At 59.0% G+C, this 12,648-nt stretch carries 15 protein-coding genes; 9 read left to right on the top strand and 6 right to left on the bottom strand.

Features of this window, described 5'->3' with window-relative positions:
• Nucleotides 1-6 precede the first annotated feature (6 nt).
• The 3 genes from F4X57_07610 (at nt 7) to F4X57_07600 (ending at nt 1,966) form a co-directional block, all read left to right on the top strand.
• On the top strand, nt 7-720 hold the full coding sequence (locus F4X57_07610) for a 50S ribosomal protein L1 (protein ID MYC07024.1): 714 nt from the start codon (nt 7-9) through the stop codon (nt 718-720).
• A gap of 204 nt (nt 721-924) precedes the next feature.
• On the top strand, nt 925-1,458 hold the full coding sequence (locus F4X57_07605) for a 50S ribosomal protein L10 (protein MYC07023.1): 534 nt from the start codon (nt 925-927) through the stop codon (nt 1,456-1,458).
• 124 nt (nt 1,459-1,582) lie between these two features.
• Complete coding sequence (locus tag F4X57_07600) at nt 1,583-1,966, top strand: 50S ribosomal protein L7/L12 (protein MYC07022.1); 384 nt, start codon at nt 1,583-1,585, stop codon at nt 1,964-1,966.
• Between the two features lie 210 nt (nt 1,967-2,176).
• Here the strand turns inward: F4X57_07600 and larA are convergent, their stop codons facing one another.
• Nucleotides 2,177-3,439 carry a nickel-dependent lactate racemase gene (gene larA, locus F4X57_07595; GenBank protein ID MYC07021.1) on the bottom strand — a complete coding sequence of 421 codons (1,263 nt, stop codon included), beginning with the start codon at nt 3,437-3,439 and terminating at the stop codon, nt 2,177-2,179.
• A 3-nt stretch (nt 3,440-3,442) separates the two neighbouring features.
• Nucleotides 3,443-4,525, bottom strand: a complete 1,083-nt coding sequence (locus tag F4X57_07590; protein ID MYC07020.1) for a M20/M25/M40 family metallo-hydrolase — start codon at nt 4,523-4,525, stop codon at nt 3,443-3,445.
• Between the two features lie 349 nt (nt 4,526-4,874).
• Here F4X57_07590 and F4X57_07585 point away from each other — a divergent pair, with 349 nt between their 5' ends.
• The 5 genes from F4X57_07585 to F4X57_07565 all read left to right on the top strand — a co-directional run bounded on the left by F4X57_07585 (nt 4,875) and on the right by F4X57_07565 (nt 7,731).
• On the top strand, nt 4,875-5,600 hold the full coding sequence (locus F4X57_07585) for a JAB domain-containing protein (GenBank protein ID MYC07019.1): 726 nt from the start codon (nt 4,875-4,877) through the stop codon (nt 5,598-5,600).
• A 24-nt stretch (nt 5,601-5,624) separates the two neighbouring features.
• Nucleotides 5,625-5,927, top strand: coding sequence for a hypothetical protein (locus F4X57_07580; protein MYC07018.1), 303 nt, complete (start codon nt 5,625-5,627; stop codon nt 5,925-5,927).
• Between the two features lie 116 nt (nt 5,928-6,043).
• Entirely contained in the window at nt 6,044-6,349 is a 306-nt protein-coding gene (locus F4X57_07575; GenBank protein MYC07017.1) for a hypothetical protein, read from the top strand.
• Nucleotides 6,346-7,272, top strand: a complete 927-nt coding sequence (locus tag F4X57_07570; protein ID MYC07016.1) for a 2-dehydropantoate 2-reductase — start codon at nt 6,346-6,348, stop codon at nt 7,270-7,272. Before F4X57_07575 ends, F4X57_07570 begins: the two co-directional genes overlap by 4 nt.
• A gap of 129 nt (nt 7,273-7,401) precedes the next feature.
• Nucleotides 7,402-7,731 (top strand): cupin domain-containing protein, encoded by a 330-nt coding sequence (locus tag F4X57_07565; protein ID MYC07015.1) that lies wholly within the window; start codon nt 7,402-7,404, stop codon nt 7,729-7,731.
• Nucleotides 7,732-7,862: 131 nt separating this feature from the next.
• Here the strand turns inward: F4X57_07565 and sodN are convergent, their stop codons facing one another.
• Complete coding sequence (gene sodN, locus F4X57_07560; protein MYC07014.1) at nt 7,863-8,324, bottom strand: superoxide dismutase, Ni; 462 nt, start codon at nt 8,322-8,324, stop codon at nt 7,863-7,865.
• A gap of 237 nt (nt 8,325-8,561) precedes the next feature.
• Here sodN and lepB point away from each other — a divergent pair, with 237 nt between their 5' ends.
• The gene (gene lepB, locus F4X57_07555) at nt 8,562-9,011 is read left to right on the top strand and encodes a signal peptidase I (protein MYC07013.1); all 450 of its coding nucleotides are present in this window, start codon (nt 8,562-8,564) and stop codon (nt 9,009-9,011) included.
• Nucleotides 9,012-9,212: 201 nt separating this feature from the next.
• Here the strand turns inward: lepB and hemB are convergent, their stop codons facing one another.
• From hemB to hemC, 3 genes are read right to left on the bottom strand one after another with little or no spacing between them, the layout of a single operon-like run.
• Complete coding sequence (hemB, locus tag F4X57_07550; protein ID MYC07012.1) at nt 9,213-10,187, bottom strand: porphobilinogen synthase; 975 nt, start codon at nt 10,185-10,187, stop codon at nt 9,213-9,215.
• Nucleotides 10,180-11,709, bottom strand: a complete 1,530-nt coding sequence (gene cobA / locus F4X57_07545; GenBank protein MYC07011.1) for a uroporphyrinogen-III C-methyltransferase — start codon at nt 11,707-11,709, stop codon at nt 10,180-10,182. Before cobA ends, hemB begins: the two co-directional genes overlap by 8 nt.
• 8 nt (nt 11,710-11,717) lie before the next feature.
• The gene (gene hemC / locus F4X57_07540; GenBank protein ID MYC07010.1) at nt 11,718-12,641 is read right to left on the bottom strand and encodes a hydroxymethylbilane synthase; all 924 of its coding nucleotides are present in this window, start codon (nt 12,639-12,641) and stop codon (nt 11,718-11,720) included.
• Between the last annotated feature and the right edge of the window lie 7 nt (nt 12,642-12,648).

Raw genomic sequence — 12,648 nt, 5'->3', positions numbered from 1 at the left:
ACTGCTATGCCTAAACGCGGAAAGCGGCACTCTAGCGCCGCAGCCACAATCGAAAAGGATTTCGAGTACCTGCCGGAAGAAGCAGTCGCGCTCGCCAAGAAGGGCGCTACAGCCAAGTTCGACGAGACGGTTGAATTGCACCTACGCACCGGCGCAGACCCGCGCCACGCTGACCAGATGGTTCGCGGCGTTGCGCTGCTGCCGCACGGCGTTGGCAAGGTCGTGCGTGTTACCGTATTTACGCAAGGCGAAGCGGTCGCCATCGCGGAAGAAGCAGGCGCCGATTTTGTCGGTTCGGACGAGATAATCAAGTGGGTCGAAGATGGCTGGGTGGACTTCGATGTGTCCATCGCCACGCCAGATATGATGGGCAGGATTGGCAGGCTGGGCCGCTACCTAGGGCGGCGAGGGCTGATGCCGAACCCGCGCACCGGCACCGTCATCGCGCCGGAAGAGCTGCCGCGAGCAATCCGCGAAGCCAAGCTTGGCAGGGTTGAGTATCGCGTTGATCGCACCTCGCTGATTCATGTGCCGATAGGCAAGGCGAGTTTCGAGGTTGATCAGCTGATGGAAAACCTGACTTCCTTGATGGACAACATCGTCAGAGCGCGTCCCAGTGGCGTGAAGGGTCAGTACATCAAGACCGCTTACCTGACGACGACTATGGGCCCCAGCGTCAAGATGGATGTTGCCACAACGACCGCTCTTAGAGTAGAATAACAGCGTAGATGCTGCAGATTGCGGGTCTCCACCGGAGATAATACACCAGCCCGCCGAGGCATTCTTGACAGCCGTAGTTGCGTCTGTCATGTCTGATTCGCAAGGAATCTTTGCCCTGAGTCTGCCGTGTCTCAGGGCATTCTTGTTGCCGCTTTTCACGGCAGCGCTAGTGCAACTTAACGCAATTTGAAGATTGAGGAAACAATGCCGACTGAAAAGAAGATACAAGCCGTTGCGGACATGACCGAGTGGCTGAACGAAGCGACGATTGTTATATCGGCCGATTACTCCGGACTGCCGGTAACCGATATGACCGCGCTCAGGCGTGCACTGCGCGAGCAGGAAGTCAGCCTCAAGGTTGTGAAGAACAATCTGGCGTACATCGCCGCGGAGAACGCCGGCAAACCCGAATTGAAGGAAATCATCCAGGGTCCCAGTGCCATCGCGTTGGGCTATGGTGAGCCGACCGACCCGGCGAAGGCGCTGTCGCAGTTCATCCGCGAGACTCGCTTGCCGATTGAGATTCGCGGCGCGGTGCTGGACGGCAGAGTGCTGGACTCGGCGCAGGTCGAGCAGCTCGCCAGCCTTCCGGGCAAGGACGAATTGGTCTCTCAGCTGCTGTCGCGCATGCAGTCGCCGATTGCCGGTCTGGTCAATGTGCTAAACGGACCGATAGCTGGGCTGGCGCGCGTGCTACAGGGCCGCATCGACCAAATGGAAGAGCAGCCGGCAGAGTAGGGCGCATCGCCTACATCGTCAATACACATGCCGACACACATAGCGAACAACGGAAAACCGTCATACATCAACAACCGCGGGCATCGTGCCAATCATCGTGCCAACTAATGGAGGAGGTAATTCCATGACGACCAAGGAAGAGATACTGGATGCAATCAAGGGACTGTCCGTGCTGGAGCTTGCTGATCTGGTGAAGTCGCTCGAGGACGAATTCGGCGTGAGCGCCGCCGCGCCGCTTCAGATGGCAACGGTCGCCGGCGTCGCCGCCACTGCCGAAGCCGCCGCCGAGGAAGAGAAGACAGAGTTCGATGTGTCCATCACCGAAATCGGCCCACAGAAGATTCAGGTCATCAAGGCTGTGCGCGAGCTGACCACGCTCGGGCTGAAAGAGGCGAAGGAGCTCGTCGAGAGCGCGCCGGTCAAGGTGAAGGAATCCATCGCCAAGGACGAAGCCGATGAGATCAAGGAAAAGCTCGAAGGCGCAGGAGCCGTCGTAACGGTCGCCTAATTGCCTTTGCGTCTCGCTGACAATATCGGCAAAACACTGCCCCACGCAATTCTCGGAATAAACTGAGAGAGTGTGGGGCAGATTGTGTTTTGGCAATGGATTACGCAGTTTACCCCACTCATACTTTCCCTTTTGACGGGGAAGGTGAAGATAGGGGCAAAGTAGTGCGGGAGACGGGATTATAGGAAGACGCTCTGTTTCATGTTGCGCCTATCCGCCACCCGCAACAAACGGTATCGTCTGCGGTCCCTCAGGCAGTACGCAGATGCTCGCGTCCCTGCCAAAGTCTGCGATTGTGCCTTCAATGTCGTCGATGGCGGTGATATGCGCCTGCTTGACTTGCTGCGGAGTGAGGTAGCGGGACTTCAGATATACCGCCGCCTTCTGCTGGATTTGCGCTTGGACTTGCGCCTGCCACTGGTCGTGCCGCGCGTATCCGGGCTGCTGCACCATACGCAGCACATCTGCCGGACTGTCGCACTCCGCGAGTATGTGGCGATACTGCCCGTGCTCCGGGATGCCCTCCAAACATTCCGCCGCGCAGATTATACGACCGCCGTCGCGCACGACTTGCGCCGCCGCGGACATCCCTTTGACAGCCTGATACAGATTCTGGTCGAGCGGATAGCCGCTGTTGGTCGTCAGCACCACATCGAACGCCGCGTCCACTGGCTGCATGGCGAGCCGCTCGGCGACCGCGCACGCCGCCCGGTGCACCGCGAACAGCTCGCCCGCATACACGCTCGTGATGCGCTGGTCGCGGTTGGTTGTTACATCAACCGAAAAGTCCACACCGGACATACGCGCAATCTCGCGTATCGCATCGTGAATCGGGTTGCCCTCGGTGATGGCAAAGCGCGCGTTAGGACTGCCAATCATCTTCGCATCGTGCAGGCGCATAATCGTCGGGAAACCCGCAAGGCCAGGCGCGACCATCTTGGGTCCGCCGCTAAACCCGGCGAAAAGATGCGGCTCTACGAACCCGGTCGTTATACGGATGTCGCTTTCCACCCAGCGCCGGTTCAGACGAACTTCAATGCCCGACTGCGTGCTGCCAATCGTCTCGAGCGAGCCGTTGTCAAAGCTGTCGTGGTTGACTATCGTATAGCCCTTGAGTATGTCCGCGCCGAGCATCTGCTTCAGCTCTTCGTTCGTATTTGCGCGATGTGTGCCGGTCGCAATCAGGATGGTGATGTTCTCCGGCGGCACATGGCGTAGTTCGCCGAGCATTATCGGCAGCAGCGTCTTGCTCGGCATCGCGCGGGTGATGTCGCACACCGAGATTGCCACGCTCTGATGTGCCTTGACGACCTGTCTCAGCGGCGGCGTGCCGAGGGGATTTCGTAATGCTGTGCGGATGGCGCCTTCGGCGTCCGGCAAGCCCGGCACGAATGTCGGCTCGATGACGGTTGTGCGCTTGTCGGGCAGCTCGACATCCAAGCCGTCCCGCCCGTATGCTAGTCTGACGCGCATCGGCTATGCCTCCCCGCGCAGCAGCTTCTCGATTAGGTGCGCCGTGTCCACCAGCTCGGGTATCACCGCATACTCGCGCACGGTATGCATCCCGTACACTGCCATTCCCACCACGACCGCGCTCATTCCCTTTTGCCGGAACACATTTCCGTCCGTGCCTCCGCCCGAAGTCTTGAATACGGTGTCGAGTCCGATGCTTCTCTGCGCCCTCATGACTCGTTGTGTCGCGGGGTCGTCCTCTGTCAGCGTGTATGTCTCGAACTCGGTGTGCAGTTGGGCGTCCAAATCCGCTTCCGGGAAGAGACCGCGTACTTCGTCCAGCGCCTCGTCAATCTGCATTCGGATGTTGTCCAGCGTCTCGTTATTGCGACCTCTGAACTCGCCTTGGATGAGGGTCTTCTCCGCGACCGCATTTCGCACGGACCCGCCTTCGATTATGCCCACATTGAAGGTCGTTTCGTCGTCCAGTCTGCCTTGCGGGAGGCGCGTTATCACCTCCGCCGCAATACGAATGGCTGACAAGCCTTTCTCTGGCTCAATGCCGGCGTGAGCGGCACGCCCGGTAACTTCGATCTCGAAGCCGACGTATGTGGGGCTTGCTGAAATAATCTCCGCTGCCGTGCCTTCGCTGTCGAAAATTATCGCTTCCTTCGCCGACAACATCGAAAAGTCGAGATTGCGCGCGCCGACGAGACCGATTTCCTCTTCGCGCGTGAATGCCACCTCCACCGCCGAATGCGGCACGCCGTCTTCATACACCGATTCCAGCGCCTCAAGGATTGCCGCCACGCCGCACTTACAATCGCCGCCGAGAATCGTCGTGCCGTCCGAAACGATGCGGTTGCCGTCGATGCTCGGCTTAATGCCGCGTCCCGGTTCGACCGTGTCCATATGCGCCGACAGCAGAATCGGGTCGGGCCTGCCGTCGTTCGCCACGAGATTGCCGTATTCGTCGCGCATTACGTTCAGCCCGAGCGCTTTGAGGCGGCGCATCAAATCCTGCGCCATCATTTCCTCTTCACCCGACGGGCTGTCAATCTGAATAATTTCGGTGAAAGTCTTTACGAGTCGGTCTTGATTAATCATTGTTTATACGGTTCTCCTGCTGATTAATGTTCGTCGCCTGCGGGCAATAGGTCAGCCTGACGCCTGCCAGACTAACCGCCCATTATACTGCAATTGTGAGGCGTATTGTATTTGCTGCGCCCAGCGCGTTCAAGTACAGGTTACGAGATTCGTTCGCCCTTGTCATTAACTCACCACATCACTGCGAGGGCGAAATGAAAGCGGAATCTGCGCCTGCGCGGCGTCAAGGGCGGCTCAATATTGGAACTTATCGCCGCCAGAGGGTACACTACACGCGACACAAACGCGAAGGGATATGCAAATGAACGCTGACGGTGCGAACGAGCCAAGCCAGCAACTCTACAGCACGATGATACGCGATCTGCCGCAGGACGAGCGTCCGCGTGAGCGCCTGCAGCGGTACGGCGCGAATAACCTGAGCAACGCCGAGCTCATCGCGATTCTGCTGCGCGTGGGTTCCACCGGCGAAAGCGTGCTGAACTTGTCCACGCGCGTGCTTGCCACCTATGGCGGACTAGGCGGAGTCGCGCGAGTGTCTTACGGCGAACTGTGCGATATGCGCGGCATCAGCGACGCGAAGGCGTGCCAACTACTCGCCGCGCTTGAGCTGGGCAGGCGCCTGTCATCGTTGCAGCCCGACGACCGGGTAGTGATACGCTCGCCGCTGGATGTGTTCAACCTGCTCAGCGCGGAGATGGCGTTTCTGGTGCAGGAACATCTGAAGGTCTTGTTGCTGAACACTAAGAACGAAGTGCTGGCAACGCACGAGATATACAAGGGCAGTGTGAACTCCGCTGTGATTCGCGTTGCCGAGGTGCTGCGTCCCGCCATCAGAGAAAACTGTCCGAACATAATCATCGCGCACAACCACCCGTCCGGCGACCCTACGCCAAGCCCGGAAGACATCCTGGTTACGCGGCAAATTCGCACCTGCGCCGAGATGATGGACATCGAACTGCTCGACCATGTGGTCATTGGCAATCAACGGTTCGTCAGCCTGAAAGAGAGAGGGCTAGGATTCGGCGGCGGTTCGACGGATGCCATCCCCGAAGTTGGAATGGTCGCGGAAAGATAAGCGGAAAGACAATAGGAGGGCGCTATGCCAGATATGGAACAACTCGGAGATGTGGGCACAGAGTTTAAGTACGAAGACGAGCATGTGAAGGTGTGGGATCTGGTGCTAGAGCCTGGCCAGTCCAGCGATTGGCATCATCACACGAACCGCTACATGTTCGTCGTAACGCGCGCCGGCACACTCCAAACTGAGCACGCGGACGGTAGCGTGACCACATCCGACTTGCAGCTAGGGCAGGTTGTCAAGGGCATCAAGAACGCCGTGCATCGCGTAACTAACATCGGCGACGCCCTTTACAGCAACGCCATCATTGAGATGAAGGACTGACACTTGCAGCTCGCCTTGCTCCTTGACGGTAGAAGGTAAGGATGCGGGTTGACAGAATCAAGAACATTCTCGGTAGAACTATCACTGATAGCAATTGATGGCAAAGGAGGCAACGAATGACGAGATCCAACGAACCGCTGGGCGAAATCGCGAGCGAAGTGCTGTTCGAGAACGACAAGGTGAGAGTCTGGAATCTGGTCGTGGAGCCGGGCCAGGCGAGCGACTGGCACATGCACGGCAACGACTATGTTACGGTCGTCGTCGAAGGCGAGGGTTTGATGGTGCAGTACGAAGACGGCACCGAGCAGGACAGCCCGTCCGAAGTCGGCACTTGGCGATTCCACGGCGAGCACAAGATTCATCGCGTGGTGAATAATAGGGATGTGCGCTACAAGAATGTACTAATCGAGTTGAAGTCATGAAGATTCTGATAATGGGAACGGGCGCCATCGGCGGCTGCTACGGCGGCTTGCTGGCGCGCAGCGGCGAAGATGTGGTATTCGCGGCGCGCAGCGACAACCTGCGCGCAATCCGCGACAACGGCTTGCGTGTTGAATCCGTGACATTCGGCGATTTCACCGTGCATCCGGATGCGACGGACAACTTCGACGGCAGCTGGACGGCAGACCTCATCCTGTTCTGTGTGAAGGGCTATCACAATGAACAAGCAATGTCCGATGTGGAGCCCGCAGTCGGCGAAAACACGACCATCCTGACATTGCAGAACGGCATCGGCAGCGGCGAGCAGCTGGCACGGCGTTTCGGCGCTGACAAGGCGCTGCTCGGCGCGGCGTACATCGACGCGGAACGCACAGAGCCGGGCGTGTTCGTGCAAACCGGCAACCCGCCCAGAATCGTGCTGGGCGAGGAGAGCGGCGAGTTGACGGTCAGGGCGCAGGCAATCGCGGACGTGCTGCGAATGGCGAACATCGAGACTGAAGTTTCGCCTAATGTTCTGACCGCGCTGTGGACTAAGCTCGTCTATATCTGCGCGCTAAGCGGAATGAGTTGCATCACGCGCGCGCCATTCGCCGAAGTCCTGGATACGCCCGAAACCTACGAAATGACAATGCAAGTGATGACCGAAGCGTTCGATGTGGGACGGGCGAGCGGCGTTCCGCTCGAAGATGGCTTGGTCGATGCGGTAATGGCTGGCTTTCAAGCGGAAAAAGCAGGCGGGTTCGTATCCTCCATGCAGACTGACCTGATGGCAGGCAATCCGCTCGAAGTCTCGCTACTCAACGGCGCAGTAGCGCGCATCGGCGAATCGGCAGGCGTGCCAACACCCGCCAACGGCTTCATATCCGACTGCCTAACCATCGCCAACAACAGGGCGCGCGCATAGGGGAAATCCCTTCTCACTCTGGGGGAAGGTTAGGATAGCAAGCAATTCGCTTTACCCCATCCCAACGAACACAAACCGGACTGGCAAGGCGCGAAGGTCTGGGACGAACACATGGAGCGTGGAAGATAGATGGACTACTTCATTGACCCCTCGCAAGTGCAGCGCAGGGAACTGGCGCCGGGCGTAACGCTGCGGACAATGTGGGGCGACAAAATCATGATGAGCATGGTCGAGATTGCGCCGAACGCCATCGTGCCGATGCACTCGCACCCGCACGAACAGGCGGGCATTGTGCTGCAAGGCGAGTTCGAGTTCACGATTGGCGGCGAAGTGAAGACGCTCCGGCAGGGCGACGCCTATGTCATCCCCGGCGGCGTGGAACACGGTGTAGTAGGCTCGGACGGCTGGTCGATGGCACTTGACATCTTCAGCCCGCCCCGCGAAGACTACAAAAGCTGACTGTAATCTGAATGCAAACCTGAAACGGCAGCATCCATCACTTACCAGCGTTATCCAAATGCACAGCCGCAGGAGCGCTAGTCTGCTCTCCTGCGGCTGTTGATTGCCGTCGCTGGTAATGTGTTGGCGGTTTAGGTGCCGTAGCGAGCGGCAGCGTTCGGGTCGCTGTACTCGACGCCCTTGGTTCCCCAGAAGACTGCGGCAATGTCGTCCACGGCGGCGACCAGCGCCTCGGCGTTCTCCATGCTCACGGTCTGCTTGCACTGACCGGCGAGCTTCAGCGCGGCGTTGAACTTCGCCGCAATCTCGTTGGCGTCCGTGCCGGGCCATGTGTAGTCTGCCCAGAGGATGCGCAGTTCGTGCTTGCAAGTCTCGGCGTGCTCTTCCTTCACAGTGATGTAGCGTGCCATCGTGTTTGCATACGATACGTGATCGGAACCTTCCTCCAGCGCCTCGATGCGGAGAACCATCTTCTGCACGGTCTGCGCCGCAATCTTCGCGGAGATGGGGTCGTAAATGCCGCAGGGAATGTCGCAGTGCGCACTCGCGGTTCGCACCGACAGTAGCCGCTCGATAGTTGACTTAACGCTCATTAGAACCTTCCTTTCGGTAGTCTGAAACTTATTTAGAAGATACAATAATCGTCCTTCCTGCGCAAGTGTTTGGCACTTCCGGCGCGCCTGACGAATCTAACCCCGCAAACTAATTCCGCCAAGAAATATGTCCCAATAGGACGAACGATATCCGACAAATTCCCTTCCTGTTCAGGGAGAAGGTTTGCATTGAGCCGAACCCACATATCCACCAATATGAAAGCGATTTAGCACGATATGCCACTCCCCGCCGGATTGCTAATATACCGCGTGCAGGGCGCAAGTATGACCCCGATGCTGCAAGGTGGTGACTACCTGTTGACGCGTCGCTTATACGCCAACACTAGCCCGCCGCTAAGGGGCGAGATCGTTGTCGTAAGCGCGGGCACACCGGAGCGCAGTCAGGCGAAGCGAATCATCGGGATGCCACGCGAGCATATTGCCTTGACCGACGGCACGCTGCTCATCAATGGCACGCGGCTTGCAGAAGCGTACCTGCACGGTCTGACGCCGTATCTCGGCTTGGACGAATCGTCATGGCAGCTCGGTGCTGACGAGTATTTCGTGATGGGCGACAACCGCGTGCACAGCTCCGACAGCCGCGCTTACGGACCGGTGCGCGCCCAGCAGATAGAGGCTAGAGCCGTATGCCGCGTATTCCCGCCATCTAGGTGGGGCAGGCTATAGAAGCACAGGCAGATTTGCGCGAGACTCTGACTTGCCTAGAGACGATTTCACAAATCCTTAATGTGGTCATTCCGAACGCAGTGAGGAATCTGAAAGCGTTGAATGTAAACCTGTTTCCGACTTTAGATTTCTCGCGTCGCTCGAAATGCCAGGTATGAATTACATTTGTGAAATCGTCTTATGTCTGATAGCCGTATCGCGCTACAATAGCCACCGCGCCGCTTCCTTGGCGTGGTAGCTGATTATCATGTCGGCACCGGCGCGTTTTATGGATGTCAGGATTTCTAGGGTGATGCGCTGCCCGTCTATCCACTCGTTCTCGGTCGCGGCTTTGACCATCGCGTATTCGCCGCTGACATTGTACGCCGCCATCGGGTAGCCGAACTCTTGCCGCGCGCGTGCTATGACATCGAGATATGACAGCGCTGGCTTGACCATTATCATGTCTGCGCCTTCTTCGATGTCCAGCTGTATCTCGCGCATCGCCTCGCGCGAATTCGCCACATCCATCTGGTAGCTATGCCTGTCGCCGAACTGCGGCGCGGAGTCCGCCGCCACGCGGAATGGCCCATAGAACGACGACGCATACTTCGCGGAGTATGCCATTATGGGCAGATGCTCGAAGCCCTTGCTGTCCAAGCCGCTGCGTATCGCCGCGACCTGCCCGTCCATCATCGCGGACGGCGCGACAACATCCGCGCCCGCCTCAGCCTGCACTATCGCCATTTTCGCCAGCAGTTCCAGCGTGGCGTCGTTGTCCACTCTGCCGTTTCGGATGATTCCGCAATGCCCGTGATCGGTGAACTCGCACACGCAGACATCGGTGAATACCAAGACGTTCGGCGCGGTCTGCTTGATGACGCGGATGGCTTCCTGAATAATCCCGTTCGGCTCGTAGGCTTCCGTGCCTTCCGGGTCTTTGTTCGCGGGCAGCCCGAAAAGCAGCACAGCGCCGATGCCGAGCGATACGACCTCTTCGATCTCTGCAATCAGATTGTCGAGCGAGAGTTGGTACATGCCGGGCATCGGGTCGATGGGATTGCGAACGCCGCGTCCGTGCGTTACGAATATCGGGTATATGAAGTCGTCGATGGCAATCCGCGACTCCTGCGCAAGATTTCGCAGCATCGGCGTATCCCTCATCCGCCGCATCCTGACCTGTGGGAATCTACTCATTTTGCCCTGCCTCCTCCGTAAAGTGCGACTCCACCGCAGAAACCAGCCCCGCGATGGTGTGCTCCGCAGACACAATGTCAATCGCAAAGCCCAACTCTGCGGCTCGCTCCGCCGTTATCGGGCCTATACACGCAATCGTAGCATTTTTCAGCGCGTCTGTGTTGCCGTCCATCAGCTCCACGAGATTGGTCGCGGTGGACGAGCTTGTGAATGTGGCGATGTCGATGCCGTCTGCGAGTATGTCTTGCAGCCGCTCGGCTGTGTTCTGTGGCGTAACGGTGCGATACACCGCGATGGATTGAACATCCGCGCCGTGTTCTGCGAGACCGACCCGCAGCGTGTCTCGCGCGATTTGCGCTTGCGGCAGCAGCACGCGTTTGCCCTCAACTCCCAGAGCGCCAAGTTCGTCCACGGCGACGTCCGCGACAAACGACGACGGCATAAAGTCGGCGACGATTCCCCGTTCGCGTAGGCGTCTTCGAGTCGCAGGACCTATTGCGGCGATGCTGATGCCATGCAGCGCTCTCGCGTCGATTCCGAGCGCAGGCAGTCTGTCGAAGACAGTATCCACAGCGTTCGCGCTGCTGAAAACCACCCAGTCGTATTGCTGCGCGCTCGCCAGCACGTCGTCGAGTTCAGCGTAGTCTTCCATGGGTTGAATCTCGATGGTTGGCAGTTCGACGGGTATTGCGCCCCGCTGCGTGAGCAATGCGGACAGAGCGCTCGATTGCGTTCGTGTGCGCGTAATCAGCACGCGCTTGCCGAACAGTGGGCGATTGTCGAACCAGCGTATCGCCTCGCGCAGTTTCACGACATCGCCGATGACCGTTACGGCGGGCGCGCCGATTCCTGCGGCTGCCGCTTCGTCTGCGATGTTCGCCAGTGTGCCGACAAGCGTGCGCTGATACGGCTCCGTTCCCCATTGCACCAGCGCGACGGGCGTCTCGGGCGACCGTCCGTAGTCAACCAGCGCAGCCGCGATTATGCGCAGGTTGCTCTGTCCCATCAGCACCGCGATAGTATCGCTGCTCTTCGCAAGTGTTTCCCAATCAACGGATGTGTCCGATTTGGTCGGGTCTTCGCTGCCGGTTACGACCGTGAACGACGAAGCGACCCTGCGTTGCGTTATCGGAATGCCCGCATACGCCGGCGCCGCGATTGCCGATGTGATGCCGGGCACTATTTCAAATGGCAAACCTGCGTTGGCGAGCGCCTCCGCCTCTTCGCCGCCGCGCCCAAAGACAAACGGGTCTCCGCCCTTCAAGCGCACAACACGCTTGCCTGCGCTTCCCAGTTCCACGAGCAGCTTGTTGATGTCTTCCTGCCGATTTATGCGCTTGCCGGGTATCTTGCCCACATCGTACATCTCGGCATTCGCACGGGCGTGATCCAACAGGCGCTTGTCCACCAGCCGGTCATAGACAACAGCATCGGCGGATTCTATGAGCCGCAAGCCCTTGACGCTGATAAGCTCCGGATCGCCGGGTCCCGCGCCAACAAGCGAAACCGTGCCGTCAGTCATAGCATCTTTCATAGCGTCTCCAAAATCCGCGCCGCGCCGCCTTCGAGCAGTGTCTCTGCGACCGATTGTCCTGCTGCGATAGGGTCGTTAATCGAGTGTGATTCCGATATTCGCACGATTTCGCTGCCGTCGGGCTTGGCGACCATCGCCAAGATATGTAAACTGCCATCGTCGTCGATTCTAGCGTATGCGGCTGTGGGCAGTGTGCAGCCGCCGCCCATCGTCTTGAGGAACGCACGCTCCGCGCGAACCGCCGCGCTCGTCGGCGCATGGTCTATCGCTTGCACGCAGTCTAACAGCTCGCCGTCAGACTCGCGCACTTGCACCGCGAGCGCGCCCTGCCCCACATCCGGCACGCACACACCAGGAAGCAGGTATGCGCTGATTTCAGACTGCCGACCTAGCCTCGCGATGCCCGCCGCGGCGAGAATCGCGCCGTCGTAGTCCGCGCTGTTCGCCTTGCTGAGGCGCGTGTCCACATTGCCCCTGATTGGCAGCACTTCCAAGTCCGGCCGCGCCGCCTTAATCTGCGCGGTTCGTCGTGGGCTGCTCGTTCCAAGTCTCGCGCCTGCCGGTAATTCGTCAAGTGGCGCGTTCCAGCGGTTCACCAGCACATCGCGGGCGTCTTCGCGCTCGGTGAACGCGGCAATCGCGAGTCCGGATGGCGTGGTCGCGGGCATGTCTTTTGCGCTATGCACGGCAATGTCAATTTCGCCGTTGAGCAGCGCGAACTCGATTTCTTTGACGAACATTCCGCGCTCCATGCTAAGCAGCGGCGCGGTTTTGTTCCTGTCGCCGCGTGTGGACTGCGGCACGAGATCGATTTGCAGCGATGGGTGGGCTTGTAGCAGCAGGCGCACGACTTCGTTGGTCTGCGCCAAGGAGAGGGAACTCGACCGCGAGCCGATGACGACCCGTCTTTCGACAGCCACTTGTCCG

It is taken from the genome of Chloroflexota bacterium (assembly GCA_009840355.1).
GTDB lineage: Bacteria > Chloroflexota > Dehalococcoidia > Lucifugimonadales > JADFKI01 > Bin90.
The sequence above is the reverse complement of the archived record's forward strand: the minus strand, read 5'-3'. Positions and strand labels throughout refer to the sequence as shown.

Coding starts and splice junctions, on each gene's coding strand:
- sodN (MYC07014.1), bottom strand. CDS start 8,324: ATGAGCGTTAAGTCAACTATCGAGCGGCTACTGTCGGTGCGAACCGCG.
- F4X57_07600 (MYC07022.1), top strand. CDS start 1,583: ATGACGACCAAGGAAGAGATACTGGATGCAATCAAGGGACTGTCCGTG.
- F4X57_07565 (MYC07015.1), top strand. CDS start 7,402: ATGGACTACTTCATTGACCCCTCGCAAGTGCAGCGCAGGGAACTGGCG.
- F4X57_07570 (MYC07016.1), top strand. CDS start 6,346: ATGAAGATTCTGATAATGGGAACGGGCGCCATCGGCGGCTGCTACGGC.
- F4X57_07580 (MYC07018.1), top strand. CDS start 5,625: ATGCCAGATATGGAACAACTCGGAGATGTGGGCACAGAGTTTAAGTAC.
- F4X57_07610 (MYC07024.1), top strand. CDS start 7: ATGCCTAAACGCGGAAAGCGGCACTCTAGCGCCGCAGCCACAATCGAA.
- F4X57_07590 (MYC07020.1), bottom strand. CDS start 4,525: ATGATTAATCAAGACCGACTCGTAAAGACTTTCACCGAAATTATTCAG.
- F4X57_07585 (MYC07019.1), top strand. CDS start 4,875: ATGATACGCGATCTGCCGCAGGACGAGCGTCCGCGTGAGCGCCTGCAG.
- cobA (MYC07011.1), bottom strand. CDS start 11,709: ATGACTGACGGCACGGTTTCGCTTGTTGGCGCGGGACCCGGCGATCCG.
- F4X57_07605 (MYC07023.1), top strand. CDS start 925: ATGCCGACTGAAAAGAAGATACAAGCCGTTGCGGACATGACCGAGTGG.
- larA (MYC07021.1), bottom strand. CDS start 3,439: ATGCGCGTCAGACTAGCATACGGGCGGGACGGCTTGGATGTCGAGCTG.
- lepB (MYC07013.1), top strand. CDS start 8,562: ATGCCACTCCCCGCCGGATTGCTAATATACCGCGTGCAGGGCGCAAGT.
- F4X57_07575 (MYC07017.1), top strand. CDS start 6,044: ATGACGAGATCCAACGAACCGCTGGGCGAAATCGCGAGCGAAGTGCTG.
- hemB (MYC07012.1), bottom strand. CDS start 10,187: ATGAGTAGATTCCCACAGGTCAGGATGCGGCGGATGAGGGATACGCCG.